The sequence below is a fragment of the Ktedonobacter sp. SOSP1-85 genome, from assembly GCF_016587415.1.
Classification (GTDB): Bacteria; Chloroflexota; Ktedonobacteria; order Ktedonobacterales; family Ktedonobacteraceae; genus Ktedonobacter.
Map to the genome: position 1 here is coordinate 1,134,129 of NZ_BNJI01000002.1, position 26,460 is coordinate 1,160,588.

Below are 26,460 nucleotides of genomic sequence, written 5' to 3' on the forward strand. Positions count from 1 at the left end.
CTTCTTATCTACACTCCCACTACCAAGCTGTAGAGGGCTGGCTTCTCATGCTTGCCACGGGAAGCTGGTCTTTTTGCCTGTTTGTTTCTTGAAAAGAGAAATACGCATGTGTTACACTTGATGCACAAACAAGCAGCAAAATATTTCTGCTTTTAAGAGTATGCCCTTGCTGGTTTATAAGCAGGTGGGTCGAGGAAGACCTGCCAATACACAGGAGGTGTCTATGAACACAGTTGTCAGGACACGTCAGGGAGCGGTGCGTGGGAGCCTGGTAGATGGCGTGTTCGCCTTCAAGGGAATTCCTTATGCGGCTGCACCCTTTGGCTCGCGTAGATTTTTGCCACCTCAGCCGGCTCCGGCCTGGGATGGTATTCGCGATGCGTTTACCTATGGCCCTACCGTACCTAAACCACCTTATTTTCCACCTTTCGATGTCCTCCTTCCTGAGCCAGTAATCGCTGGCGAAGAGTGTCTGAATCTGAATATCTGGACGCCTGACACAGGAGACGCCAGTCTGCCAGTCATGGTCTGGATTCACGGCGGAGCCTTTAGAAATGGGACGGGCGCGATTCCGACCTATGATGGAAGTCGCTTCGCGCGCGATGGCGTGGTGTGCGTGACGTTGAACTATCGCCTCGGAATCGATGGATTTCTCTATTTGGGCGATGGGAACGCCAATCGTGGCCTGCTTGACCAGGTCGCCGCGCTTGAATGGGTGCACGATAATATAGCAGCCTTTGGCGGTGATCCTGGTAATGTAACGATCTTTGGTGAATCTGCGGGTGGCATGAGCGTTACTTCGCTGCTCTCCATGCCGCGCGCTGAGGGACTTTTTCGCCGGGCTATCGCGCAGAGCGGCGCGGGCCACCATGCGCATACACCTGAGACCGCGCGACTGGTGACACATCATCTCTCTGAACTACTCCAGGTCGAAGCTACTCCCGACGCCCTGGCGGCTATTCCGCTTGAGCGCCTGGTCGCGGCTCAGGTAGAGTTAGCGAATGATGTTATTAAGCGCCCTGATCCTGCGCTCTGGGGCGAGGTGCTTGTCAACCTGATGCCATTTGAGCCGACCATTGATGGTGATGTCCTGCCCCAGTTGCCGATCAAGCATATTTTTGCCGGGGCTGGTAAGGGTGTTGAGGTGTTGGTGGGGACGAATAGCGAAGAGTATCGCTTCTTCACCGTCCCTCCCGGCCTGGTCGATGCCGTCACCGATCAATACCTATCCACGATCATCGCAGCGTATGGACTTCCCTTAGAGGAGACGCTGGCAACCTATCGCGTCTTGCTGCCGGAGGGGAGCCGTGGCGATATCTTGACCGCCATCATGACGGACCAGGTCTTCCGTATTCCGGCTATACGCCTGGCCGAAGCCGTCGCGGAACGTGGAGACGCGGCCTATATGTATGAGTTTACCTGGCGCTCACGCCAGTTTGATGATCGCCTGGGCGCGTCCCATACCCTGGAGATCCCTTTTGTCTTCGATAATCTGCATATGCCGGAATATTATAACCTCCTGGGCGACAATCCTCCGCAGGAGCTAGCCGACGAGATGCATGCCTCCTGGGTGACTTTCGCCAAATATGGTGATCCAGGTTGGCCGCGCTACGACCTGAAGCGGCGTGCCACCATGAACTTCAATACTCTCTCAGAGGTCATCGACGATCCTCACCAGGCCGAGCGCGTTTTGTGGGAAGGGAGGCGCTAAATGGCTTGTTTGCTAAATCTGCGGTGCCTCCCAGATCTCCCAGGCGACTGGCTGCCTCGTTTTGTTTCAAGTGCTATGGGTGGATTTTTTCCTGTTTAGAGAGCATTTCTATAAACTTCTGGATGCGGGCTGAGCGGGTCTCAGCCTTCTTCGCTGTTTGAATACTATAGAGGATGGCATAGCGGTTCCTACTATCCAGAGTAGCAAAGAACTCCTTAGCCTGTGGGTGCTGGTCCAGCTCGCTTTGGAAGTCGTCAGGGATACCTATTTTGCTCTGTGACTCGTAGGCCTGTTCCCAGCGTCCATCAGATTTCGCCCGCTCTATCTGTTTCTGTCCCGCTGGCTGCATTCTGCCCTCCGCGATGAGGGCTATTGCCTTCTCGCGATTGACCTGCGACCACATGCTCCGGGCTCCTCGCGGTGTAAATTTTTGCAGCCAGTATTGCTTATCCAATGAGGCCTTCTGTCCATCGATCCAACCGTAGCAGAGGGCTACATCCAGAGCCTCTGCATACGAAATAGATGGGATGCCGCTCTCCTTCTTTGCGAGCTTAAGCCAGAGACCCTTTGCCTCGTCATGGTTTTCGTGTAGCCATGATTCCCAGTCCTGTTGTGTAGTGAACCCAATGGTGGGCAAATTTTCTGTACTTGCCATAAGGCTATCCCTCGATGAGCCGCTTCAGGGCAGTCAGTACGTTGTTCTCGCTCTCCTCACCTACCCCATTGTCACCCTCTTCAGACGATTCCTGTGGCGGCATCTCTCTGGGATCATCCTGAATGATAGTGAGTGTTGTCTGGTCGCTGGTGTCTTCTAGCAGGTAGGTCATGGTAAAGTAGTTCTCTGGCTTATCCTCCAGGCCCGGGTGAGGAAAGAAGAGAGTGTACTTGACCAGCTCTTGTGGCTTAACTTCCAGGATCGTGCCTTTTTGCTCAAAGACTGCGCCCTCCCACTCATTGCGGAAGACGATGGGGCTACCTACCTGCCAATTGGTAATGAGGTCGGAGCCGTACTGCCATTGCTTTACCAGCTCTGGCTTCGTGATTGCGTCCCATACGCTGGCGGCTGATGCGTTTATGGTGATTTTTGAGATGCTTGTGCGATTGCTCATATTTTCTCCTTGGTAGTGTTATGGTAGCAGTGAACGGTGGTTGGCCTACGCTGCTCAAGCATGTGTTTATATAATAGACCGCTAATATGTAAACACATGCTTGAGCAGCGCCAGGCGGGGCTGTTATGCCGTTGGTAGTTCAGAGGCCTGGAGAGGGCTGTATAGCTCGACGAGGTTTCCATCGGGGTCGCTGATATGGGCTGTGCGGGCGCGCCATTCGGGGCGGTCATGTGGCCCAGAGACTTCGATGGCGCCGCGTTTGATGAGGTCGGCGTAGGTGGTATCTACATCGTCCACACCAAAGGTCAGTACCGTTTGGCGACCCGTGGGAGCGGCAGTAGGAGTGGCTTCGCCCAGGGCTGAGGCGAAGCCGTCACGCTGGTAGAGTTCTATCCCGGTGCTGCCAGTCTCAAAATAGGCGTAGCCCATTGATTCATCGCTATAGGTCATGTTTAATCCCAGTAGGTCATGCCAGAAGCGAACCGAGGTCGCAAAATCATTAACCAGTAGACGCATAGAGGCGAATTTCATCAGAGGCTCCTTTTCCTGCTTTTAAAGATACAATCTTTGTTTCTCACGTTTCTTGATCTGCATAGGTAGCATATCACTAGTAGAGGAGAGATTTGGTCCTAAATTCACGCAAATTTTTATTCATTTCCGTTGGCGAGGGGGAGGCTAAACCAGAAGGTCGAGCCTTTGCCAGGGGTGCTTTCAACATCCACCTCTCCGTGGTGTTGTTCTATGAGGGTTTGACAAATATATAGGCCCAGGCCCAGGCCTTTCCCTGAGCCGCTTTGCACTGGCACCTCCTTGACCTGGTGGAAGCAGCGCCAGACCTTCTCCTGAGCTTCTTTTGAGAGGCCCGGCCCGTGATCTCGCACCCAGACGCGGGCCATATTCTCCTGAACGGCTAACCCGATGTGTACCGACTGATCTGAGCTCGAATAGCGGATGGCATTCGTCACATAGTTCGTTATCACCTGGCCGATGCGGTTCTGGTCAATTAGGACGTTGACCGGCGTGTCTTCTGGCAATTCAAGTAGGAGTTGGCGCTCAGGAGCTACTAAGCGGAGGTCTTCGACGGTCTCGCGTATGATGGGGATCAGGTCGCAGCGCTGTAATGAGAGCTTTAAGGTGCCAGATGTAATACGTGAGACATCCAATAAGTCGTTAATCAAGTGGGTTTGGATATCGACTTGCCGGACGCCATTCGCCAGGTTTTTCTGCATACCCTCAAAGAATGAGACCATCTCTGGAGAGAGATTATCTGTCTTGTTGATAAAGCGCCTGAGGCGTCGTCCGATTAGTTGGAGCGTTCCTCGGAGGGCGGCCAGGGGTGTCCTGAGCTCATGACCAGTTATGCCCAGGAAGAGATCTTTTTGTTTTTCCACCTCCTTGCGCGAGGTCTGATCCAGGACGAAACACAGAAATAATGGGGGTGAGTCTTCCCGACGGAAGAGCGCACGCCCAATGAGCACCGGCACGCGCTTACCACCTTTGGTGATATATTCTTTTTCATATGGTTGGGCAACTCCCGTCCTCAGTGCCTCCTCTATTGCCTCAGTGTCTCTTGCGCGAGCCTGGGGAGTAGTGATGATATCCCACTTCATCTGACCAGCCGCCAGGTCTTCTTGCGTGTAGCCAAGAAGCGAGAGGAAGGCCTCGTTGGCTTCGAGAATGTTGCCTTCCCTATCCGTTGTTATTATACCAATGATATTGGATTCCATAAGGCGGTGAAAGCGGGCTTCGCTCTCCCTTAGGGCCTCTTCTATCTGTTTCCGTTCGCTGATATCGTGAAAGTATATTGCCAGGCCATCGGGTTTTGGATACACACGCGTCTCGACCCAACGCTGGAAGGCGGGATGGAATGCTTCAAAATGTGTTGCTTGCTGTGTTGCCATCGCTGTGCGGTAATGGTCTTCAAATATTGTGCCGAGGAGCATAGGTACAACCTCCCACATATCCTTGCCCAATACCCCTTCGCGTTTCTTACCCAAATACGTTTCCATGCGCTGATTTAAATAGGAATAGCGCCACTGTGAGTCGAGGCAGAGAAAGGCATCGGTGATACTTTCGAGAATGGTGGTCACCTCGTCTTTGGCTTCCTGAAGTTCTTCTTCTGTGTGTTTTAGCTCAGTAATGTCGAGCGAGGCACCGACAATGTGTCCCGGTTTTCCTGTTTCATCACAGATGACTTGTGCCCGGTCTGTAAGCCAGTGTACGCTTCCATCAGGCCAGATCGTGCGATAGTCCTTATTATATTCCTGTTTCTCGGCCATGGCCTGTGTGTTGTTTTGGTGAACGTGCTCACGGTCATCAGGGTGTAACGCTTCCATGAAGCGCGCATGACTGATGCGGACCTCTGGTGATAAACCGAAGAGGGCTTTTTCCTGATCCGTCCACACTAGCTCACCAGTCTCAAGGTTCCAATCCCACATGCCTACGCCAGAGGCCTTCAAGGCGAACTGCACCTGTGCCTCGCTCATCTGTTCCATCTGCATCTGCCTGGTAAGGTTATTGCCACAGGCCAGAACTTCGTTGACTGTGCCGGAAGCTTCGCGTACAGGGATAAAGCGCAGGTGTACCAGATGGTATGAGTCATCGTAGCCACGGATATGGCATACCAGTTCGCTCGTATGTCCAGAGTTGATAGCCTGGTGTAGCGCGTCTTCTCCTTGCGGCCGATCCATGGGATGAACAGCATCAAGCCACCCTCGACCAGGATATGCAAATTCCTGCTGGTCAGGAAGTGTTTGCCAGCTAGAACTAATGGCTTGTATCTCTCCTGCTGGCGTTAAAATCCAGAAGACATCGAACATCTCTTGCGTAAGTGCAGAAAGTCGCGATGATGCGGTCAGGCCAAGAGTCCAGGTATTGCTATCTTCTTGAAACAGGGGGTGTTCTGGATGCATGAGTTTCCTTCTTTTTTGCCTCTCTCTTACTGGTATAGTACCAGCCTCCAAGCGGTAAAGGCTGCCTTTGTATAAGTTTTCGCGCCTGCGTCGCTTAAGGGTAAGGGGTGTGTGCATGGAAAACGGCTATGACCGTTTTCCATGCACACACCCCTTATATCAAAGAGGCTCGCTACGTGAGCCGAGGAGAATGGGAAGTTTATGCAGGGCAAGGGAAAATATTGTACTTTATCAGTGGCAGAGGATAAAATACATTTCTAATGAGAGATACAAAGAATACATAAGCGAGGGAGTGCAATGTACCATCCGACGACGCGCCTGCTGACGATTCTGGAGCTGCTGCAAACGCACTCGCAGATGAGTGGAGAGGAGATGGCGCGTCGCCTGGAGGTAGAGCCGCGCACCGTGCGGCGCTATATCCAGATGCTTCAGGAGATGGGTATGCCCGTTGAGGGGGCGCGTGGTCCCGGTGGTGGCTACCGCTTGCGTCCTGGTTTCAAGCTGCCGCCGCTGCTTTTCACGGAAGAGGAGGCGACGGTACTGGTCCTGGCACTGCTGGGAGCCCCCTGGCTGGAGGTCAGCCTGCCTTCTGTGGCTCTTGAGGGGGCACTCGCCAAGGTGTATCGCGTCCTGCCGCTGCGTGGGCGCGAGCGCTTGCAGGCTATTTCTTCGCATATGATCCTCTCGCCCCAGCAGCGGGATGAACGCCCCGATGCCGAATTGTTGGTCAATGTCAGTGAGGCGGTGCAGACGCGGCGCCGGATCTCAATAGCATATCGCTCGCACCATAACGTGGAGACCCAGCGCGATATCGAACCCTATGGCGTGGTGGGCTGGAAGGGCCACTGGTATGTTTTTGGCTATTGTTGCCTGCGCCAGGCCCCGCGCCTTTTTCGCCTGGATCGCGTTGATAGTGTGCGCTTTCTGGAAGAGACATTCACACGTGACGAGGACTTCGATTGCCAGGCGTATGTTATAAAGCACCTGGGTAGCATCCCCAATAGGTGGCAGATCGAGGTTGAGTTCCAGGTGCCGCTCTACGAGGTACGACATAAGGTCCCTTCTTCGCATGGCGAGTTGAGCGCTACTGCCACTGGAACGCTCCTCAAGACGCATCATGTGCATCTGCCCGCCTTCGCGCGCTACCTCGTCAACCTGGACCTCCCCTTTGTGGTCCGGCAACCGCCCGAGTTACGTGTGGCCCTACGCGAACTGGCCGAACAAATAATGCGGATCGCCCAGGTGGACGATCCGGTGTAAGAGGTGACACGACATATATTGTACCATTATATGTAGACGCGCACTTTAGTAGCGTCGTGCTGCGCGCAGAGCTGGAAGTGCCAGAACAACGGAGAGGATAGCCAGTCCAATGATCAGCGCGCCGCTCCAGTAGGGCGTGGCGTGTCCGAACTGGGCGTAGAGCACGCCACCAAGGATCGGACCCAGAATCAGGGCCAGGGATTGCATCGACTGGCTCGCGCCACCCACCAGGCCCTGCTGTTTGGGTCCTACAGCGCGCGAGGTCAACCCACGCAATGCATTCTCAACCAGGCCACCCGAACCTGAGAAGAGGATTACGCCCGCGATCAATAGAATTGGTGAGGCGATCAGGGCAATTGATCCAAGCAGGAGGTAGCTGATCGCGACTAGTACCAGCGCGCCGATGCCCACTTTGATGTCGCCAAAGATGTCGATGAGTTTGCCTACCAGCACGCCCTGTACCAGGATATCCACCACTCCCACCAGTGTCGAGACGAGGCCCGCGTCCGTCGCGTTCCAGCCCAGGCTATCGCGCATCAGGATGGTCAGGTTGGCCTGTAAGATCGCGAAGGGGAAGGCGTAGAAGAAGCCAGCCAGGAGCAGCCAGCGCAGATTTGCCATATTGAATACAGTGCCTAGTTGGGCGAGAGGATTGAGGTCGCGCAGGCGCATAGTGGTCAAGCGATGCTCTTTATCCAGGCTCTCAGGCAGGAAGAAGAAGCCCCAGGCCAGGTTGAGCAGCGTCACTCCTGCCGCAACGAGGAAGGGCATGCTATAGCTGATATTTGCCAGCAGGCCGCCGATGGCCGGGCCGACAATAAAGCCTACGCCCGAGATCCCGCCGAAGATGCCGAAGTATTTGCCACGCTCTTCAGGCTCAGTGATATCCGCGACATAGGCGAAGAGGACGCTAAAGTTGCCCCCGGTCAGACCATCAATAATGCGGCCCAGGAAGAGCATCCAGAGCGCGCCCCCCAATCCAAAGAGCAGGTAGCCGATGGCTGAGCCAAGCAGACAGATGAAGATGACGGGCCGCCTGCCATAGCGGTCGCTCAACAGGCCCAGGCCGGGGGCCGCGATCATCTGGCAGATGCCATAGATGGAGAGTAGCCAGCCCACGACGACGGCCAGGTCGTTCGGGTTGCCCAGGTACTGACGGGTCATAAATGGGACCACAGGACCAATAATCGTGAAGCCCATGGTATTCAGGAAAGCCACCACCGCGAGGAAGAAGATAATCTTCCGCTTAGATGTTTTCTTTGTGCGCTCCGGCGGTAGGGTAGAGACCTCTGATGTGCTCATATCTGTGCTCCAATCGAGTAGTGCTTTGATAACTGCCCCTACTATAAGCTTCAGATGGATGAGCCAGCATCGCACATATGCATGATCCTATGGATGATTGAAGGGATGAAGTCTGTTGGAGCATGCTCAAACGATCCTCAGTTTTTGCCTCGCATAGTGTATGATGCTGGCGTGACTCAGTCACGCCAGCATCATACACTATGCGAGGCACCGTACGTGCTGGGAGTGAGGCGGGACAAATCATTCCCGTATGTAATGGTCGATGAGCCTGGTTATGCTCCGGAACTGTGTGCAACTGTTGCGTGCTGAACCCGGGTGAGCGCCGTTCTGACATAGGCAACAAGAAAGAGGATACCGAGAAGCACGTCCACACCTCCAATAAGCATACTTGGCGGAGATCGATGGAGAAAGACGAGCAGGAGAAATGCTATCCCGGAGGCCTTCTCTAAGACTGCCAGCAGCATGATTGGCCGATAGCGCGCTGGATCGCGTGCTATTACCAGGAAGAGTAATTGAAATACCAGCGCCACACACGCAAAACCATAGTAATACTCAGGGTGGGTGATGGCTGGTGGCTGCGTGGCATTAATAACCCCTTCTGTTAGAAAGAGGGGCGCAACCACCACAATACCGTAAATTCCTGCGATCAGGAATACCATTTTTGCAAATTTCATTGGTTTGTTCGTTCCTTTGTGTTTGAATGACCAATAAGCTCTAGGGATATAATAGGACAGGCGATGCACGAATCAATTGTGCAATTGAGGGCAAGCGAGTGGAGCGAGGAGATATGCAGAAGAGAGAACCGCTTGAAGCGACCACCTTTGGTGAACTGCTAAAATTACTTCGTAAGCGGCAGGGGTTGAGCCAGCAGCATCTTGCGGCCCGCCTTGGTGTGCATCGTAATACCATTGGCACCTGGGAACGTGGCGACTTTCTGCCAGATAGCAAGGGTATGGTTCTGGAACTGGCTCGCCAACTTCAGCTTGATATTCAGGAGACACGTCAACTTCTGGAGGCCAGCTTGACAGCCCTCGCCGCTTACTGGTATGTGCCCTATCCGCGCAACCCTTTCTTTACTGGGCGCGAGGAACTATTACAAGCTCTGCATGCTCGGCTCACAGAGACAGTCGGTGCCAGTTGCTACGCCTTGAGCGGCCTGGGAGGCGTTGGCAAGACACAAACAGCTCTTGAATATGCCTACCTTCATGCTGAGGAATATAGCGCAGTTTTCTGGTGCAATGCGAGCACGCGCGATACGCTTCTTATTAGTTTTCAGGCCATAACACGCGCTTTACAAATCTCTCCAGGGCTGAGGCTAGAGGATGAAATTATTTCTTCAGTTCTGCACTGGCTCACCAATCACTCTGGCTGGCTGCTTATCTTTGATAATGTAGAAGAGCTTGCCCTCCTTCAAGAATTTCTGCCTCCGGCACGCTCGGGTGCCATACTCCTTACCACGCGCCTTACAGCTCTTCAAGGGTTGGGACATATTGTGCCATTACAGCCATTTACAGTGGCGGAGGGGCGTGCATTTCTAGTTGGACGTCTGGGGCAGGATGAGTTGTCTCCAGCTTTTCCTGGGGAGCAAGAGCGTGATATACACTCTTTCGAGGCGGATGAGCTTGTGGAGGTGTTGGGTGGTCTGCCTCTGGCTCTTGACCAGGCTGCGATATATATTGAAGAGACGCAATGTCGGCCTGGCGAGTTTCTGCACCTGCTGGAGGCACATCCAGTCGACTTGCTGCAACAACAAGCAGACATTTCTGGGTATTCCCTCTCTGTGTTCAAAACCTTTCAGGTCTCTATTGAAAGAATACAAGGCAGGCAGACAGGTGCCGTGGAACTGCTCACACTCTGCGCGTTTCTGGCAGGTGAGAGTATTCCCGAGGAGATGATAAGTCAGGGCGCGTCATTTCTTGATCCAGATTTGCGTTCACTGCTTTCAGAGCCTTTGCAACGCAATGTGGCCCTGAGGGAACTGCTGGCCTATTCCTTAATTGGTCGTAGTGCGCGCGAAAAATTGCTCACCATGCATCGCCTGGTGCAAATGGTGGTGCGAGAAAGCTTACCTCAGGAGGAGCGACAGTGGTGGATATTGATGGTTGCACGTATGCTCGAAGCGCTCTTTCCACTCGATCTGTTGCATGAGGATTACTGGCAGCAGTGTGAGTGGCTTCTACCTCACGTTTATACTGCTCTGTCCCATGCTGAGCAATGGAATATGATAGCGCATCCCATCGCCATCCTGAGCGCGAAAGTCGCGGGGTATCTCCTTGCGCGCACACACTATGAGGAGGCGGAGTCCTTTGGAGTGCGGGCGCGGAACATGTTAGAGAAACTTGATGAGCTATCTCATCCCGATATGATCTATATTTTGAGCATCCTGGCAACGCTGTCTAGCGCGCAGGGACGCTATAGGCAGACTCAACAACTCCTGCAACAGGCCATCCAGGTGAACGAGCGCCAGCAGGAGCATCGCTACCAATCCTATGTGGCGTATTGCCTCAGCAAGCTTAGTGCGCTGTATGCCGAGCAGAGTCGCAAAGAAGAGGCGGAGGCACTCTTCCAGCAGGCATTACATAGTAGCCAGCTTCTGCTGGCAAAGGAGGCGGAGCATTCCTTGCTAGCCGCCTCTTTTAGCGAACTGGCTCAACTTTGCGTAAAGTGGGGTCAACTTCAGCAAGCGGAAGAACTCTTCCAACAGGCCATTCAGCTCTGCGAGCAGTCACTTACTGGTGCACAATCTCCTTACCTTGCCATCAGCCTTACCAACCTGGCCTCGCTCTATTTTAAGCAGGGGCGCTACGAAGAAGCTCAGGCACTTTCGCAGCGCTTCATTAGCCTGGAGCGGCAAGGATTACAGGCAAGGCACCCCTATTTATACTGAGCTAAAAGGTTGGCATATTATTCGCCGGAAACTGATGTTTTGCTCTCGGGTTTTGTTGGTGCCATTGTGTGATGGCGCGTGAGGCGCTTCTCGATCCTGTCACTGATGACATGAGCGATTCTGGCGACGATAGGGAGCAGGAACCAGCTATAGAACACTGCGTTTGCATCAATGTTTGGGATGGTTAGCAGGATGAGGGAGAGGCAGAAATAGATGGGCATGATCAGAATACGAATGCAGCGTGTAATAATTTCATGCTGGCTGATTGCTGCATCAATTAATCTGTGTTTCCACGAGGCATAGGCCCAGAGCAAGAATGACGAGAGGCCACAGCCCACCAGGACGAGGGTGTAAAATATGACAACTTCAGCCGAGTTCTCAGTGGTTACCAGAACATTAAAGGAGGCGGGGAAGAAGACGACAAAGGCCAGAAATAAGAATGTGAGTGTAGTAAAGGGTCCATCCTGGCGCTTGATATATGTCATGAGTTGGCGATGGCTCACCCAATAACCAGCCACAGTAATGAAGGTGATCAGATAGAAGATGCTCTTCGTCAGGAGATTGCCCAGTTCCTCATCTAGTGTTACGCCTTCAGGCAGCTTGATATCAAGTACAAGCAAGGTCATGGCAATGGCAAATATGCCATCGCAGAGCATAATCAAGCGGTCAAAGCCGAGGGATTTCTCCTCAAAAATCATCCTTGAGAGAGAATATTGTCTCATTTTCATTTAGTTACTCCATAAGTAGCGGGATATATATATCTGTCTGCTTGTTATGTACCTCAGGTATTTCATGGTAAGGCTTAATATCATAATTGTCAATCTTAATACCAGGTAGGTGTTGTTGCATAGTTTGCGGGCTTCGCCCGCAAACTATGCAACAACACCTACCTGGTTAAACGAGACCAAGTTGCCGGGCGATGTTGCTGGCTTCGACGCGGTTGGTGACGTTGAGCTTGCGATAGATGCTCTGAAGCTGTGTACGAATGGTGTTGACAGAGACGACAAGCTCGCGGGCGATATCGGCGTTGCTGTTGCCAGAGGCCAGCAGGCGCAGGACGCGCTCTTCCTGTGGACTGAGGGGTTCGAGCAGGAGTGAGGCATTGGGGGCGCTCGGCTGTGCTGGCGTTGGGCTGGCTGAGGCGAAGGCGTTGAGCAGGTGTAGGGTATAGTTGCGTAGGGTTTTGTTTGTAAGTTGAGGGAGGATGCTGCGCAGGAGCAGGGCCATCTCTTCGCCCTCGTCGAGGAAGAGACGTGTGTGCTTCTCGCTGTGCGTGGCCTCCAGGAGAGCCTGAAGTTGTGCTCGTGCTTGTGTCTGTGTTCCCTGCTGCGCGTAGGCCAGGATCATGACGACCTGGGCTTCGAGCAGAAGGGCGATGTGATCAGTTCGTTGAGCTTCTGCACAGATGTGTTTGAGTCGCTCCAGGGCGACAGGGATATTCCCCTGAGTGAGCAGGTAGCGTATTTTGAGGATGTGTTCACGCTGGCGCTTGAGGAGTGGCAGGGCCTCCTCGCTCTGCTCTACATTGCTAAACCAGCGCTCTACAGCAGCTAGATTGCCATGTGCAAGCTGAAGCCGTGCCAGGCAGGCCTGTACCTCGCGATAGAGTTGATAGCTTAAAGGCGTGTGAGGTGTGGATGTGCGTACCAGCCAGGCTGTCAGCCGTTGTTGTGCTTGCTCGCCCTGTCCCTGGGCTTGCTCAATCAAGGCCAGGAGGATGATGGCTTGTGCCTGTACTTCTTCAATTTGAATTTGTTCCGCCTTCTCCAGGGCTTCATGCGTCATCTTTTCTGCCTGCTCCAGGTCGTTCCACTGATAGTAGATTTGGGCGAGTCCATACAGGCTGCGCGCAATATCGTCGCGATCCTCTTGTGCTCGGGCCTCGCTAAGCATCTGGCGAAACTGTTCGGCGGTGTGATGCAGTGTTCCCTGTTCACAGCCCACCCAGGCCAGCATTCCGCGTGTGGCGCGTGCGTAGAGGAAATTGCCCTGCTGTTCGTTAAGTGCCAGGGCTTCAAGGAGGACTCGGCGTGCTGCCCTCAGGTCGCCAGCCAGAATCTCTCCCGTTCCTACGACGGTCAGGGCGAGATTGCGCCAGGTGCGGTCCTGCTGTGGGAGCCAGGCCAGGGCTTGCCTGGCCCAGGTCACAGCCTGGAGAATATTACCTTCCTGGCGTGTCAGTAGTGCGCGAAAAGCAAAGATCTCGGCTAGCTTCTCTGTGTTATTGGCGTCGCGCCAGCGCTCTTCTGCCAGCAGCAATAAATGATCTATCTGTTCTCTGCCAGGGTGAAGTTGTGGCTCTTCCATCAAGAGGAAGAGATGGGTCATAGCATAGTGTACACAGAGGTCGGGATGGCGTGCCAGGTCTTTTTCAGGCAGGCGTCTAAACCAGCGATGCAGTGTGTATATTTCCTGAGTGGCCAGGGCTTGAGTATGTAACTTCTCCTTGAGAAAGCATTCAAGCAGGTCGAGCGCGCGCATGAAATTGGCGGCATCGAGTGCCGTCTCAATCGCCTCTGCATAGAGATTATGTGCTTCGTACCAGGTACTGGCGCGGGCTAAGAGCCTGTGCAGATGTGGCTCGCCCAGGCGCTTATGTGCTTCCTGGCGCATGGTGTCGGCGAAGAGTGAATGGTAGCGTGTCCATCCTCCCGATCCATGAAGGGGAATCAAGAAGAGGTCGCTGGCGCGCAGGTTCTGGAGCATCTCTGTGCTGTTCTCGCGCTCGCGGATAACATCACACAGTTCGGCATTGACGAGCGGGAGTATGCATGATTCTAAGAGAAACTCCTGCTGTTCAAGCGTGAGCGTGTGGAGCACCTCTTCAAAGAGATAAGCACGTACGCTCCAATGACTACGCGTAAAGGTTTGCAGGATCTGTTCTACTTCGCGCCTATTGTTGGCTCCTGTAATGGACATAGCTAGCAGACGCAATCCTGTGCCCCAACCCTCAAGATGTTCGTGAACCTGGCGTACCTCTTTGGGGGTGAGCGAAAAGGGCAGCACACGCTCAAAGAAGACGCGTGTCTCTTCCAATGAGAAGGCCAGGTGAGGAGGGTAGATATCAAATAGCTCGTTGCGTGCGCGCAGGCGTGTTATCGAGAAGGGAGGATCGCCACGAATGAGCATATAGAGATGCAGCGAGGTTGGTAGATGATCCAGGAAGAAACTCAGCGTTTCGATTACCTGGGGCGTGTGTAGCACGTGGCAATCATCCAGGGTGAGCACTGCGGGATGTTCAAGCTGGCTAAGCTCGTTAAGCAGGGTTGTGAGCATCATATGCAATGGCTTAAAGGGAGGCAGGCGATGGGCGCGCAGGATCTCCAGTGCCTCCTTGCCACAGCCTGGATATGCGGCCTGGCAGGCGGCGATGATATAGCGCCAGAAGCGGATCACGTCGTTATCGCCCTCGTCCAGGGTGAGACTGGCGACGCGGGGAAATTTTTCCTGCGTGCCGCGTTCGGCGACCCACTGGCTGACTGCTGTCGTCTTGCCGTAGCCTGCTGGTCCCGCGACGATGGTCAGTTTATACTCCAGGCCTTTGTCTAGCAAGCTCCAGAGTTGTTCGCGAGGGAGAAGCGAGCTCTGAAGACGGGGCAGCTGGAGCTTGGGCATCAAGAGTGGCTCAAACTGTGGCGGTGGGACGACGCTACTGAAGTACGCGTCTACATATAAAGGTGCGGGCGATATCGTACCTCTATATGTAGACGTATGTCCCGTGCCCTTCGGAGTATTCAGCAGCGTCGCGACCTCCTCAAGGCGCTCCAGGCTGAGCTGCTGGCTCCGCCCTACGTAACGCTTGACCATGCCTGTCTCCTGGCGCTGGTAGGCATACCAGTAGCCTTCACCTGACCGGCGGCGCTCCTTGAGCAGATTGAGCTGACCATTACGCCCATGAAAGGCAAAGGCCGTATGCTCCCCAAGCCATTGTAGCCATTCCTCACCTTGCAGGGAAGGAACTGTTTCACCTGCTGGTCCAGTAAAAGAGTAGGCATTCAGCTCAGCTAGCCATTTGATAGCATACTGTGCGCGCCTGGGCATAGGTGTGTATTGCTCCCTCTATGTGCTCCCCAACAATATCTAAGGATGATTGTATATGGTTGGGGAGCAAAAAACAAGTGCTCCCCTTCTATGGCTTGTAAGCGATGACTTACTCGCTATACACCTCCCCCAGCCAGAGCTGGCGCATCTCTTCGCTATGGGTAAGCAGGTATTCCAGGTTTCCCTGCGCTTCAATGCGCCCCTCTTTGAGGACGATGATATGGTCGGCTCGCCTCAGCGCGGCTTCGCGGTGTGAGACCACGAGGCAGGTATGTTGTTCCTGAGCGAAGATGCGCTGCCAGAGCAGGCGTTCAGTCTCAACGTCCAGGGCACTGGAGAGATCGTCGAAGACCAGTAGTTCGGGTTCGCGCGCGAACATGCGCGCCGCCGCGCTCCGCTGTACCTGGCCGCCTGAGAGTTTGACGCCCCGGGGGCCAATGATGGTCTCCAGGCCGGAAACCAGGGTCTCAATGTCGCGCTCCATGACCGCGGTGTGGACGGCCTGCCGTACCTGGCCCTCGTCCAGGGCCAGACCAAGCGTGATATTCTCGCGCAAGGTTGTGCTGAAGAGCGCGGGCGTCTGGGGTGTGTAGGCGCTGCGCGGTGGTACAAAGAAACTCGTGGGATGGGTCACCAGATCCCCATTCCAGCGAATAGCTCCCTGCGTCTTCGGCAGTAAGCCAAGCAGCGTGCGGAGTAGCGTTGTCTTTCCAGAGCCAACACGCCCGGTAATCACCACAAATTGCCCTCGGTCAATGCGCAGGCCGACCTCGCTGATACCACGTTGGGCGTCGGGATAATGATAGCTGAGATCGCTCACCTCTAGGGTTTCCAGGCGCTCCTCGGCTCCCTGGCGTAGCACTGGAATAGCTGGTAGGGGACCACGACGGTAGATTGGTCCAGGCCTTACCAGGGCATTTGGTTCTGCCCCGAGCATGAGGTCGTTCAAGCGTTTGTGCGCGACCCGCACCTGTCTGTAGGCCGCGATGCGCTCGATAAGCTCACCGCTGAAGCGGGCGATGTTGGCCATATAGGCGACAAAGAGCGTAAAATCACCGATAGTAAAGCGGCTTGCGCGCAACGCACTGCCCGCCAGGAGGAGCACCAGGCCAATGCCGATACTCGAAATGCCGGTATCGAAGAGGCCCAGGAAGGCATTGCTAAAAAGATTCTCCTGGAGCGCGGCCCGCCTGCGGCGCTGGTTGAGGCGCTGAAAATGTCCGATCACGCTCTCGGTCGCGCCCGCGACCTGGACGGCTTGAACAGAGCCAAACATCTCCACCAGGTGGCTACTGACCGCGCTCCCGGCCTCGCGGGTAGCGGTGCGATAACGCTCGATGCGCCTGCCAAAGGTATTGACCAGTACATTGCCCAGGAGCAGGGGGATGACGGCTACAATCGTCAACTGGAGGTTGAGATGGGCCATGATGAGCAGCGCAGTCACGGTTTCAACGGCCATGCCAAAGACAAAGGCGCACATTACCAGGAAGCGGCCCAGGTCTCCCGGGTCCCGCTGGAGGCGGTTGATGATGTCTCCGTTGGGATAAGGGAGGCCGACTGCCGCAGGCTGGCGTAGCAGATGCTCCAGCAGGTTCTTGCGCAGAAGGGCCTCGACGTTGAAGATGGGAAAGCGCTCGCTTACCATCGTTATGATAAGGCAGGTCATGCGTGCCAGTACCAGGCCCAGCAAGAGCGCGAGCAAGCCCCAGAAGTCGGCATCGAGCCGCATGCCATGCGTCAAACCATCCACAATCTGCTGAATTATGAGGGCCGGCGCCAGTGGCAGGAGGCGGCGCGGAAACTGGAGCAGGATGTCCCCCAGGTAACTCCAGCGTGTGAATTTGATGAGGCGCCATAGAAATTGTCTCGTTTTCATGCCAGTAGTTCCTCCGGGTGAGTCATCTGTAGTAGCCGGGCATAGCGCGAGGCGGGATCTCCCGCCAGGTCGGCACGCGCGCCATACTCTACTATCTGACCGGCCTCCAGAACCATGATGCGCTCAACGCGCTCCACTGTTGAGAGGCGATGGGCGATAATAAGCGCGGTACGCCCACGCAGTAAGCGCTCGGTTGCCTGGGTGATGAGCCGCTCGGTCGCGGGATCCAGGCGCGAGGTGGCCTCGTCCAGAATAATTAGTTGGGGATCCTTGAGAAAGACGCGGATACAGGCCAGGAGCTGAGCTTCGCCAGCCGAGAGGCCCGCGCCGTTGCTTGCAAGTGGTGTATCAAGCCCATTTGGCAAGCGGGTATACCAATCGTATAGGCCTAATTGTGTGATGGCTGCGAGGATACGCTCGTCGTCGATCCGCTCATCGAAGAAGGTCAGGTTCTCGCGCAATGTGGCACGGAAGAGCTGCACCTCCTGAGTGACGAGTCCTACACGTTGGCGCAGGTCCTCTAGCCTTGCCTGGCGCAGATTCTGTCCTCCCAGGCAAACGCTGCCAACCACTGGATCATAGAAGCGCGTCAGCAGCCGTGTGAGCGAGGTCTTGCCGCTACCACTACGCCCGATCAGGCCTACGACCATCCCGGCTGGCACCTCAAATGAGATGGCGCGCAGTACTGGTTGGGCTGACTCATAGTGAAAGGTGACCTCTTCAAAGGCAATGTCCAGGGCGCCGGTAGGGAAGCTTACGCCGGGACCATCTGGAACCTGGCTGGCGGTATGATAGATTTCGTTGATGCGCTCAATGCTGGCTGTAACCTCCTGAAGGGCGCTAAACTGTTCTGTTAATTCAAAGGTATAGTCGAGCATGAGCGAGTTGTAGCTCAGGAGGAGCACAAGCGTTCCAAGCGTGATTGTGCCATGCACGAAGAGGTAGACACTGATGATGAGCACAACAATCATGCTCACCACCTCGATTGCTAGCCCGGAGATCTCAAAACTGGTCCAGTAGAAGGTGCGCTTGAGCTCAGCGGTGTTCTCCTGGCGCTGCAATTGTACATAGCGCCGCAGAATATAGGGCGCCGCTCCGCTGGAGGCGATATCCTCCAGGCTAGCAAGCAGCTCTCCCCAGAAGCCGCTTAAGGCTGCCTCCGCCTGCTGGTGTTTCTTATAGTATGGAATAGCAAATTTCTGGATGCGTACATAGGCAAAGATACTGATAACAAGGTAGGCGCCCATGACGATGCTCAACCACGCGTTCTCCCGTGCCATAAGGACCAGGATACCCAGGACGAGCAGGGCATTGCCCAGCACAAGAACCATAAAGCGCGAGAAGAAGTTCGCCAGCGCGTCAACATTGCCATCGACGCGCTCGATAAGCTCGCCCGGTGTATAGCGGCTGTGGAAGGCGCGATCCAGGTTCAGGCAGTGGCGTGTGAGATCCTCGCGCAGCCAGTTGGTGGCGCGCCAGCCGACATCCTCGCAAAAGTAGGCCGCGAGGGCGGAGACGAGGCGACCGCCTATCGCCACGCCCAGGTAGAGCAGGGCTGTAAGCGTGAGTACCTGCTGCGTGGCGCCGTGTTGAAAGGTGTCGATAAAGACGCGGATGATCTGGGGTCCCAGCAATTGCATGGCGATGCTAGCGAAGAGCAGGAGCGCCATCACGGCGACTCTCAGACGCTGTGGCCCGAGATACGTTCGCAAGAGTGTAAGGTACTGGCGCGATGTGATGCGTGGCGGTGAGTTGCGTGCCTTGAGCGACAGTAAAAACTGCCAGAGCTTCATTGGTTGTCCTCCATAAAGGAATACAAGACGCAGACAAGGACAACCGCTGAGGGCAAAAACGCGCAAGGCGCTCCGGGTTCAGGAAGTGAAGATGAAGGTGTGGAGTTGGTGAGGCCGACATGGCCCATACCATAATATGTAGGCGCGTGCGCTTGCCCCCGAATGGGGGTTAGCAGCGCAACCACTCATCATCACCGGTCGTACTCGCTGCGTACGCCGGTGAGAAGCGCGATCAGTCGCTAATGAGATGGGGTTGACCGCGAAGAATGTGAACAGGCGCATGCAGGCAAAAGGGGCAGAGTGATCCCCTGGGCCAGTAGCATGCCATTGCCGCAATGAAGTCCCCCATTTCGTGGTAAGAACTTAATGCAACTGTTCAACATTTTTACTTCTCCAAACACTAATACATGATGTATAACGCAAGTGTATATGCAAAAATATAATATTGTCAAGTGGTTATTTCGGGAATTATCAGCGTATATTGACCGAAAGTAGCCGCGTACGCCAGTAGCGGGCCCGCTACTGGCGTACGCGGCTACTGTGGTAGGCCTGCTAGCGGCTATTGGGATGGGCCTTGATATGCTCATCCAGGGGGAGCCAGACTTGCATGGGGCCAGCTTCGCGGTTGGCCCAGGCGTAGTAGGGGATGGCGGTGAGCTGGACCGGGCGATAGCGTTGTTGCTTGCCCTGGTTATGGGGGCGATAGAGTTGTCCCTGCCAGCCTTCTGAGACCTGCTCGTAGGCCTGGGTATGTAGGGTCACGATCCCGCCCAGGAGCTGATCTTGCTTTTTGGATTTCCACTGAGTCTGGCCTGGAAGGACAATATCCCATACATCGACGGAGCCGTGATCGGCTTGCTCAAGGCAGTAGACCAGGGGGCCGCGAACGATGGCGACGCGGCCACGGTTGCTGGTAACATGGGGATGGCTCTCCAGGAGGCGAACTTCCAGGGGCAGGACTATTGTGATCTCATCGCCTGGCTGCCAGGTACGTTTGAGCTGGACATAAGTTCCTGGCTTGACGGCAAGCCCCTCGACAGGCTGCTGGTTGACCTGGATCTGGGCGCCTGTCGCCCAGGAGGGTATGCGCACAAAGAGGGCAAAGGTCTGAGGCTCCTGCATCTGGAGCTTGACGCCAATCTCTTCATCCCAGGGATAGTTCGTTTGCTGTTCGACGGTAATGGTCTCTCCGCTGGTCAGGGGAATCTGAGCGGTGTTGCTGGCGTAGAGATGCAACCAGATGCCCTCCTCCGAGGTGCTGTAGAAATAGCCGGGGAGCGAGGCGAGCAGGCGCGCGATATTGGGGGGGCAACAGGCCGTGTCAAACCAGGGCTGGCGGCGGTGTTTGCCACGGTCCGCGAGGGGATTCTGGTAAAAGTAGAGTTTCCCATCGAGCGAGCTACCCGCGATGACGCCATTGTAGAGTGTCTGTTCGATCACATCGGTGAAGCGCGCCTCGGGCCTGGCCTGGAGGAGGCGCCAGTTCCACATGACGCTGGCGATGGCGGCGCAGGTCTCCGTGTAGGCCCGTTCATTGGGGAGCTCATAGTTCTCACCGAATGCCTCACCCTCCCAGCGTGATCCCACGCCGCCTGTCACATACGTCTTGCGTTCCGTGAGATTCTGCCAGAGGGCCTCTTGCACGTGGTCAAGGGCCGCTTCCCCTGTCTCAAGATAGGCGTCGGTTACCCCTGCGTAGAGGTAGAGGGCGCGCACGGCGTGTCCCACGACTTCCTGCTGCTCGCGTACCGGTAGATGATCCTGGCAATAGGGGGAGCCTTTGAGGACAGGCGGCTTCTGACCACGCTGGTCGATGAAGAACTGCGCCTGTTGCAGGTAACGTGGCTCGCCCGTCTCGCGGGCCAGCTCGACCAGGGCCAGCTCAATTTCGGGATGCCCACAGGTTCCCGGGCGTCCCTGGGGACCAAAGACCGAGGCGATATTATCGGCCACGCGAGTCGCCACATCGAGCAGGCTGGTCTTGCCAGTTGCCCGGTGGTGCGCGACCGCAGCCTGGAGAAGATGGCCCGCGCAGTAGAGTTCATGCAGATCCGTGAGATTGCTCCAGCGCTCGGCCTGGCGCTCAAAGGTAAAGTAGGTGTTTAGATAGCCGTCATCATCCTGAGCTGAGGCGATAAGCGCGATCACCTCGTCAAGCTGCTGCTCTAAGCGTGCATCGAGAGTCTGAGCGAGCGTCCAGGAGGCCGCCTCCACCCATTTGTAGACATCGGAGTCGTTGTAAAATATACCCCTGAATGGAATCGAGTTATCTCCAGCCGCCCGGCGAAAATTATCGAGTCGCCCGGTACGCGCGGATAGTTCGTATTGCTGTGGAAGCGTCACGGTCTGATTAATATCACGGCGTGGCTGCCAGAACGTATCCGTAAGCCGTACGTTGCTCAGGCTAACCGGGTGTAATCTGGCCTGTGGACTGCGCCGAGTATCGACAACAAAAGCGGTATCCTGTTGCTGTGGGTTGGAATGACGGCTAAAAGTCATTGTGGGCAAGAGCCTTTCTGGTTATGAGATCCACCAAGTAGGTGCCAACGCTGCTAGAGCACGCGTTTACATACCATGATACGACATTCTCTGTCCCATCATATATAGACGTGTGCTCTAGCTGCGTCGTGCTACTCTTTACTGTTGCATGGGTGGCAATTGCTCAGGATATTGAGCCTCGGGGGCTTCGTGTGGCTGAGGCTGAGCTGAATTCTGCGAAGGATAGTAGTATTGTTGCCCGCCTTCCTGATAGTTTTCTGGTGGAGCCTGGTAGCCCTGGTCATATGGCTGGTAGTAGGGTTGCTGCTCTGCTGACTCGGCGGGTGCCTGGTTGAATTGTTGGGGAGGCATGTATGGCTGTTGATAGTTCATGCCTCTATTGCGACTGGACATGAAGAGGCCCGCCCCGATCAACAGGAGGACGAGCACGCCCAGGCCGAAGAGTATTGTCGAGAGGTGGTGTGTAAAGTAGACGACGGCGATGATGATAAACACGATGCCGAGCCAGCCACCCCTGGACCGTCTATAGCTTCGCCTGTAGGCGCGCCTGGCGTTCCTGGCCGCTCTCCGCGCGTCTCTTGGATCTCCATATTGCATGAATGTGCCTGCTTTCCTCTATGATGGGTTGGGCTTCAACGCTTGACCCTAGAATTCTATGATTTTGATACCTTTATTACCAGGAATACGAATGTCTCGCGCTTTGGTTGTGTATGGGGGCGTCACTTTCGCGCCTGCGGCGCAGGTTTTGTTGGTGTAGTGCGTAGTGGCAGCCGCAGGCTGCCACTACGCACTACACCAAGCCTCTTATACCTTGCGAGCGACGATAAAGAAGGTGTGGAAGGGAATGTCGAGCATGCCATCACGTTCAAAGATGCGCTGAATTTCAACGAGCTTATCAAAGTAGGCGTTGATGGAGAAATTGGGTACCTCCCAGGGAATGGCCTTGAGATAGTAGACAAAGGCGCCCAGGTCGAGAAAACGCGTGATATGAAAGTGCTCATGCTGCTCTATAATCTGCCAGCCGTGTGCACGCAACTCATGTGTGGCATACTCCAGGTTCCAGGCGGGTTTGTGGGGTGTGCCCTCGTAGGAGAGCAGTTCCTTCTGGCGTCCGAGTAACTCATGGATGAGCACATTGGCCTGATCGCCAACCTGCTGCGTGATGAAGCGCTGACCCGGTTTTAAGACGCGCAACACCTCGCGTGGATCGTAGCTCCCATGGCGATTGATAATAAGCTCCAGCATATTGTCGGCGAAGGGCAGTGTTTCGTCATCCACGGCATAGACGGTGGCCCCCAGGGGATCAAGGAGCCGATGGGCCATGGCGAGATTTGGTGCGTAGCCCTCCGTGGCATAGGCATGTGGTATAGGATATTGCTTGAGCAGCTCGGCGAACTTCTCGCCACCACCGGTACGCATGTCGAGAATGGATTGTGTCTGCTGCATGGCGGTTTGTACAGCCCTGATATAGTCCCACGCCTTAGGTTGGGTCGATACATCTACCCTTCTGCCATCCAGGTACGACCAGTCCCAGTAGTCGAAGTGGTGGTTGTATTCGGAGACGAGGTAATCATAAAGGGCCTGGGTGTCGCTGTCTCGCATGCTGATTTCTCCTTGCAATTTGCAATGTTAATGTTGACAAAAAAGACCGTGGACATCTTGCCCACGGTCTTGCTGAGAGACACAAGCCGGCCCCAAAAACGCAGAAGGCCGTGGGCAACTTTTTTCGCCCACGGCCTATGTCTACCTGACTGCTACGCGCTTTTGCTTCTCAACAACAAAGCATGGCTAAAAAAAGGCAGAGTGCGGCCATGGGCGGGAAGCTGGTTACCCTGTGTGGTTGTACCATGGATACCTGGCGTCTGCGCAGGTATTTCGCCGCTGAAGGCCATCTGTAAAAACTACCTTTCTTGAGAACAACCCCTCTCCTTGCTATATATAGAGAAGAGCATATAGAGCTTAACATGCTAAATATATTACTGTCAATGCGAAAAGATAGCTAGCGTGGCTATTTCTTGACATTCTTTTATCCCTACCCCTATACTATCTATAGGTAATGATCTAAAAAGTATTTTAGTAATTACTGTTTTTCCCTCGAGATTTGATTGTTATTCAGGTTCTCCTCTTATTAATCTCCTGGGATGCTAGAATGTTTGTGTGCAGGGGGAATTTGCATAATATTTAATTATTGGCTTGTAGCGAATAAAGGAGTGTTCGTATGCCTTCGTCAATGTATAGACAAAAGCTGTATTTCGCTTATACTCCCTGGCATCGGCGGCGCTTTATATGTAGCCTCTTCTTTGTCTGCCTCATGGTGGTATTGGCTGCCTGCTCTGGCGGTCCCACAACCAGTTCGGATTCAGGAACGCAGCCCACTTCTCAGGCGCTCACGCCTACGCCGCATAAAGGGCCAGCGGCCGGAACGATACTCTACAAGGCTGATTGGACGCGTGGTATTGCGGGCTGGGAGGGGGCCACGGGTTGGCAGGTCCAGCATGGAGAGCTTTATTCTAAAAGTGATGAGGATGATGTGCTTACCATGCCCTTTGTTTCCCCTACAACTATGTATGCTGTAGAGGTTCACATTCAGGTTATGCATTATAACGCGCCCAACGGTGGTAGCTTCAGTTTCTTTGCGCCGCATAATGGGGCAATTGATGGCTATAATGCCGGGGCGAGTAATCTGCTCTCCAAGTTGCCGACCATTGGGGGCCTTCATCCCCAACTCCAAGCTATGATTGATCCGCCTGCCAACGCGATACAGAGCCAGCCTCCCTTTGATTATGATCCGCGCATGGAGCCACATGTCTACAGGCTGGAGATTCGCGATAACATCTTAGAGTTTTTCGCCGATGGCGTAAAGGCCTTTACTGTGGGCAGCGCATCCTCGCCCAATCTCTCTCAAGGACCACTGCATATCAAGTCACATGGCATCACCCTGCGTGTCAGCAGCCTGACAATCACCGCTTTATAGGCTTCTTTTCCGGGCTGGACTCATCAGCTCGCAAGCTCGCCACGGGTAAGGGGATGTTGGTGTGAGCAGCGGCAAGGCCGCTGCTCACACCAACATCCCCTTACCCGTGAGCGCCGCAGACACAAGGGATGATATACTCAGGGAGAACTATTTGAGGAAAGAGGCTCTTCTATGGAGTGTTTAAGCTGTCTCAGCCTGAGTGGTGAGCGTAGTATTTCGCCTGGACCCATTGTCTATGAGGGAACTTACTGGGTGGTCGATCATGCCTATCCTACTATCCACCTTGGTTGGCTGGTAATCCTGCCCAGGCGCCACGTGGAGGCGCTGCATGAGCTGTCTCGGGAGGAATTTTTGGAGTTGGCTGAGATCCAATATAGGTTGGCCCAGACCATGCACCTGGATAGTTGTGTGCAGAAAGAATCTCCAACAGTTTACCAAAAGGTAGGAGAACGCCATCAGATGATGGCACCAAGCAGACATTTCTTTGCCATTGACACAGGAGAATACATGTTCTAATATAGAGGTATAACGTGTTTTGGTGTAGTGCAAAGGGAAATACCAATGATTCGAGCCCATAAGATCAGACTTCATCCCACTCCGGAGCAAGCCATCTCCTTTGCTAAAACCGCCGGAACCGCACGATTTGTCTGGAACTGGGCACTGGCCGAGTGGAATCGGCAGTATGAGGCCGGAGAGAAACCCACGGCCCTCACACTCAAGAAGCAGTTCAATGCGATCAGGCGCGAGCAGTTCCCCTGGACCTGGGAGGTCACCAAAAACGCTTCAGACCAACCGTTTCTTGATTTGGGCAAGGCGTTTACCGCGTTCTTTGAGGGCCGTGCACGCCGCCCCAAGTTCAAGAGCAAAAAGCGAAGCAAGCCGAGCTTCTATCTCGCCAATGATCAGTTTGAACTGGGTGATCACCGCATGTGGGTCCCCAAGCTCGGCTGGGTGAATATGGCCGAGAAGCTCCGGTTTGAGGGCCGCGTCAAAGGGGCACGGATCACCAAGACAGCCGAGTGGTGGTTTGTCTCCATTCAGGTGCAAATGCCAGATGAGATTGCGGCGAAGAAACAGGCGGCTGTCGGCATCGATGTGGGACTCAACCGCCTGGCGACCCTGAGTACGGGAGAGGGAATCGAGAACCAAGCGTTCCTCAAAACCGCCTTGGGGAAACTGCGTCGGGCGAACAAGCGCCTGCATCGTCGGAAACTGGGCTCAAAAAACCGGGAGAAAGCGCGTAGGCAGGTGGCACGGCTGCACTACCGGATTACCTGCCTGCGCGATGATGTGCTCCACAAGCTGACCACGCGACTCGCCACCTGTTACGGGATCATTGGCATTGAGGATCTCCACCTCAAAGGGTTGCTGAAAAATCGCACGCTGGCTCGGTCATTTTCGGATGCGGCGTTAGGCAAATTGCTCTCTCTGCTGAGCAGCAAAATGGAGCAGCGAGGCGGGCAGGTCATCAAAGTGGACCGCTTCTTTCCATCGAGTAAAAGCTGCCATGGTTGCGATTGGAAGTGGGAAACCATGCAGTTGTCGGACCGTGTGTTTCTCTGCCAGAACCCCTCCTGTGCGTATCACCTTTTCCCACAGGACCGGGACCAGAATGCCGCGTTATGCATTCTTGCTGAAGCCTTACGCTTGATCGGGCTGATTGATCAAGCCGTCTCCGGTACTGGCTCGGACGAAGACGTTAACTTGGCTGTGGACGCGGGGTAAGACCAAAAACGTACCGGTTACGTTGAGGCACCTACGGATGAAGCAGCAACAACGAAAGCTGTGGGAGAGCTATGCTTGCATACCTTTTCCTACAGTAATCGGAGCAGTATCTGATGTGCTTCGCGGAGGGCAAGGGCTTTCCTCATGTGCATATCCACATGGTTCCCAAGCCGGCTGATCTCCCCGACGAGCACAAGGGGCCGCGCATCTTCGAGCGCCTGAAGGCTGACGAAGAGCATCCTATCATTCCTGCGGATGAGCTGATTGCCTTCTGCGAGGAGTTTACGCGTAAGCTAAGCGCCATTAAGTAGCTTTATCTGGAGAAGAGGATAGGTTTTGGCTTCTATTACCTTCCTGGGCACGAGCGATTC

The 26,460-nt window shown here is 54.7% G+C and carries 19 protein-coding genes and 2 pseudogenes; 8 read left to right on the forward strand and 13 right to left on the reverse strand.

What is annotated here, in order from left to right; translation table 11 throughout:
- Positions 1-223 precede the first annotated feature (223 nt).
- A complete protein-coding gene (locus KTE_RS33190) occupies positions 224-1,711 on the forward strand; it encodes a carboxylesterase/lipase family protein (RefSeq protein ID WP_201389204.1) in 1,488 nt (495 codons plus the stop codon).
- 73 nt (positions 1,712-1,784) lie between these two features.
- Here the strand turns inward: KTE_RS33190 and KTE_RS33195 are convergent, their stop codons facing one another.
- The 4 genes from KTE_RS33195 to KTE_RS33210 all read right to left on the reverse strand — a co-directional run bounded on the left by KTE_RS33195 (position 1,785) and on the right by KTE_RS33210 (position 5,732).
- The gene (locus KTE_RS33195) at positions 1,785-2,366 is read right to left on the reverse strand and encodes a YdeI family protein (RefSeq protein WP_201389206.1); all 582 of its coding nucleotides are present in this window, start codon (positions 2,364-2,366) and stop codon (positions 1,785-1,787) included.
- Between the two features lie 4 nt (positions 2,367-2,370).
- Complete coding sequence (locus tag KTE_RS33200; protein WP_201389208.1) at positions 2,371-2,820, reverse strand: SRPBCC domain-containing protein; 450 nt, start codon at positions 2,818-2,820, stop codon at positions 2,371-2,373.
- Positions 2,821-2,943: 123 nt separating this feature from the next.
- A complete protein-coding gene (locus KTE_RS33205) occupies positions 2,944-3,351 on the reverse strand; it encodes a VOC family protein (protein ID WP_201389210.1) in 408 nt (135 codons plus the stop codon).
- A gap of 116 nt (positions 3,352-3,467) precedes the next feature.
- Entirely contained in the window at positions 3,468-5,732 is a 2,265-nt protein-coding gene (locus tag KTE_RS33210; protein WP_201389212.1) for a PAS domain S-box protein, read from the reverse strand.
- Positions 5,733-6,029: 297 nt separating this feature from the next.
- On the opposite strand from KTE_RS33210, the gene KTE_RS33215 reads away from it, so the two are divergent.
- Positions 6,030-6,992, forward strand: a complete 963-nt coding sequence (locus KTE_RS33215; RefSeq protein ID WP_201389214.1) for a YafY family protein — start codon at positions 6,030-6,032, stop codon at positions 6,990-6,992.
- Between the two features lie 45 nt (positions 6,993-7,037).
- On the opposite strand, the gene KTE_RS33220 is transcribed toward KTE_RS33215, so the two are convergent.
- Together KTE_RS33220 and KTE_RS33225 are read right to left on the reverse strand one after the other, a co-directional pair.
- Positions 7,038-8,294: an MFS transporter gene (locus KTE_RS33220; protein ID WP_201389216.1), complete on the reverse strand. Its 1,257-nt coding sequence runs from the start codon at positions 8,292-8,294 to the stop codon at positions 7,038-7,040.
- A gap of 272 nt (positions 8,295-8,566) precedes the next feature.
- Entirely contained in the window at positions 8,567-8,968 is a 402-nt protein-coding gene (locus KTE_RS33225; RefSeq protein ID WP_201389218.1) for a hypothetical protein, read from the reverse strand.
- Between the two features lie 113 nt (positions 8,969-9,081).
- On the opposite strand from KTE_RS33225, the gene fxsT reads away from it, so the two are divergent.
- Complete coding sequence (gene fxsT, locus KTE_RS33230) at positions 9,082-11,181, forward strand: FxSxx-COOH system tetratricopeptide repeat protein (RefSeq protein ID WP_201389220.1); 2,100 nt, start codon at positions 9,082-9,084, stop codon at positions 11,179-11,181.
- Positions 11,182-11,198: 17 nt separating this feature from the next.
- Here fxsT and KTE_RS33235 read toward each other — a convergent pair whose 3' ends face one another.
- From KTE_RS33235 to KTE_RS33250, 4 genes are all read right to left on the reverse strand, one after another.
- Entirely contained in the window at positions 11,199-11,903 is a 705-nt protein-coding gene (locus KTE_RS33235) for a TMEM175 family protein (RefSeq protein WP_201389222.1), read from the reverse strand.
- Positions 11,904-12,075: 172 nt separating this feature from the next.
- Positions 12,076-15,222, reverse strand: coding sequence for a LuxR C-terminal-related transcriptional regulator (locus KTE_RS33240; RefSeq protein ID WP_201389224.1), 3,147 nt, complete (start codon positions 15,220-15,222; stop codon positions 12,076-12,078).
- A gap of 109 nt (positions 15,223-15,331) precedes the next feature.
- Positions 15,332-17,098 (reverse strand): ABC transporter ATP-binding protein, encoded by a 1,767-nt coding sequence (locus tag KTE_RS33245; protein ID WP_201389226.1) that lies wholly within the window; start codon positions 17,096-17,098, stop codon positions 15,332-15,334.
- Entirely contained in the window at positions 17,095-18,891 is a 1,797-nt protein-coding gene (locus tag KTE_RS33250; RefSeq protein WP_201389227.1) for an ABC transporter ATP-binding protein, read from the reverse strand. The genes KTE_RS33245 and KTE_RS33250 overlap by 4 nt, the downstream gene beginning before the upstream one ends.
- A 504-nt stretch (positions 18,892-19,395) precedes the next feature.
- Between KTE_RS33250 and KTE_RS49935 the strand changes: the two are divergent.
- A pseudogene (locus tag KTE_RS49935) lies at positions 19,396-19,578 on the forward strand (hypothetical protein); the annotation flags it as partial.
- Here the strand turns inward: KTE_RS49935 and KTE_RS33255 are convergent.
- The 3 genes and pseudogenes from KTE_RS33255 to KTE_RS33265 all read right to left on the reverse strand — a co-directional run.
- Positions 19,543-21,390 (reverse strand): annotated as a pseudogene (locus tag KTE_RS33255) (glycoside hydrolase family 127 protein); the annotation flags it as partial. The pseudogenes KTE_RS49935 and KTE_RS33255 overlap by 36 nt on opposite strands.
- A gap of 138 nt (positions 21,391-21,528) precedes the next feature.
- Positions 21,529-21,987 carry a hypothetical protein gene (locus tag KTE_RS33260; RefSeq protein ID WP_201389231.1) on the reverse strand — a complete coding sequence of 153 codons (459 nt, stop codon included), beginning with the start codon at positions 21,985-21,987 and terminating at the stop codon, positions 21,529-21,531.
- Between the two features lie 207 nt (positions 21,988-22,194).
- The gene (locus KTE_RS33265) at positions 22,195-22,992 is read right to left on the reverse strand and encodes a hypothetical protein (RefSeq protein ID WP_201389233.1); all 798 of its coding nucleotides are present in this window, start codon (positions 22,990-22,992) and stop codon (positions 22,195-22,197) included.
- A gap of 616 nt (positions 22,993-23,608) precedes the next feature.
- Between KTE_RS33265 and KTE_RS33270 the strand changes: the two genes are divergently transcribed.
- The 4 genes from KTE_RS33270 to KTE_RS33285 all read left to right on the forward strand — a co-directional run bounded on the left by KTE_RS33270 (position 23,609) and on the right by KTE_RS33285 (position 26,400).
- Complete coding sequence (locus KTE_RS33270) at positions 23,609-24,364, forward strand: hypothetical protein (protein ID WP_201389235.1); 756 nt, start codon at positions 23,609-23,611, stop codon at positions 24,362-24,364.
- A 171-nt stretch (positions 24,365-24,535) separates the two neighbouring features.
- Positions 24,536-24,880, forward strand: coding sequence for an HIT family protein (locus tag KTE_RS33275; protein ID WP_201389237.1), 345 nt, complete (start codon positions 24,536-24,538; stop codon positions 24,878-24,880).
- Positions 24,881-24,925: 45 nt separating this feature from the next.
- Positions 24,926-26,089: an RNA-guided endonuclease TnpB family protein gene (locus KTE_RS33280; RefSeq protein WP_201389239.1), complete on the forward strand. Its 1,164-nt coding sequence runs from the start codon at positions 24,926-24,928 to the stop codon at positions 26,087-26,089.
- A 113-nt stretch (positions 26,090-26,202) separates the two neighbouring features.
- Entirely contained in the window at positions 26,203-26,400 is a 198-nt protein-coding gene (locus KTE_RS33285; RefSeq protein ID WP_201389241.1) for a hypothetical protein, read from the forward strand.
- Positions 26,401-26,460 lie beyond the last annotated feature (60 nt).

Excerpts from the sequence above, each read along its gene's own strand:
- KTE_RS33190 (WP_201389204.1), top strand. The coding sequence starts at position 224 with ATGAACACAGTTGTCAGGACACGTCAGGGAGCGGTGCGTGGGAGCCTG.
- KTE_RS33195 (WP_201389206.1), bottom strand. The coding sequence starts at position 2,366 with ATGGCAAGTACAGAAAATTTGCCCACCATTGGGTTCACTACACAACAG.
- KTE_RS33200 (WP_201389208.1), bottom strand. The coding sequence starts at position 2,820 with ATGAGCAATCGCACAAGCATCTCAAAAATCACCATAAACGCATCAGCC.
- KTE_RS33205 (WP_201389210.1), bottom strand. The coding sequence starts at position 3,351 with ATGAAATTCGCCTCTATGCGTCTACTGGTTAATGATTTTGCGACCTCG.
- KTE_RS33210 (WP_201389212.1), bottom strand. The coding sequence starts at position 5,732 with ATGCATCCAGAACACCCCCTGTTTCAAGAAGATAGCAATACCTGGACT.
- KTE_RS33215 (WP_201389214.1), top strand. The coding sequence starts at position 6,030 with ATGTACCATCCGACGACGCGCCTGCTGACGATTCTGGAGCTGCTGCAA.
- KTE_RS33220 (WP_201389216.1), bottom strand. The coding sequence starts at position 8,294 with ATGAGCACATCAGAGGTCTCTACCCTACCGCCGGAGCGCACAAAGAAA.
- KTE_RS33225 (WP_201389218.1), bottom strand. The coding sequence starts at position 8,968 with ATGAAATTTGCAAAAATGGTATTCCTGATCGCAGGAATTTACGGTATT.
- fxsT (WP_201389220.1), top strand. The coding sequence starts at position 9,082 with ATGCAGAAGAGAGAACCGCTTGAAGCGACCACCTTTGGTGAACTGCTA.
- KTE_RS33235 (WP_201389222.1), bottom strand. The coding sequence starts at position 11,903 with ATGAGACAATATTCTCTCTCAAGGATGATTTTTGAGGAGAAATCCCTC.
- KTE_RS33240 (WP_201389224.1), bottom strand. The coding sequence starts at position 15,222 with ATGCCCAGGCGCGCACAGTATGCTATCAAATGGCTAGCTGAGCTGAAT.
- KTE_RS33245 (WP_201389226.1), bottom strand. The coding sequence starts at position 17,098 with ATGAAAACGAGACAATTTCTATGGCGCCTCATCAAATTCACACGCTGG.
- KTE_RS33250 (WP_201389227.1), bottom strand. The coding sequence starts at position 18,891 with ATGAAGCTCTGGCAGTTTTTACTGTCGCTCAAGGCACGCAACTCACCG.
- KTE_RS33260 (WP_201389231.1), bottom strand. The coding sequence starts at position 21,987 with ATGCAATATGGAGATCCAAGAGACGCGCGGAGAGCGGCCAGGAACGCC.
- KTE_RS33265 (WP_201389233.1), bottom strand. The coding sequence starts at position 22,992 with ATGCGAGACAGCGACACCCAGGCCCTTTATGATTACCTCGTCTCCGAA.
- KTE_RS33270 (WP_201389235.1), top strand. The coding sequence starts at position 23,609 with ATGCCTTCGTCAATGTATAGACAAAAGCTGTATTTCGCTTATACTCCC.
- KTE_RS33275 (WP_201389237.1), top strand. The coding sequence starts at position 24,536 with ATGGAGTGTTTAAGCTGTCTCAGCCTGAGTGGTGAGCGTAGTATTTCG.
- KTE_RS33280 (WP_201389239.1), top strand. The coding sequence starts at position 24,926 with ATGATTCGAGCCCATAAGATCAGACTTCATCCCACTCCGGAGCAAGCC.
- KTE_RS33285 (WP_201389241.1), top strand. The coding sequence starts at position 26,203 with ATGTGCTTCGCGGAGGGCAAGGGCTTTCCTCATGTGCATATCCACATG.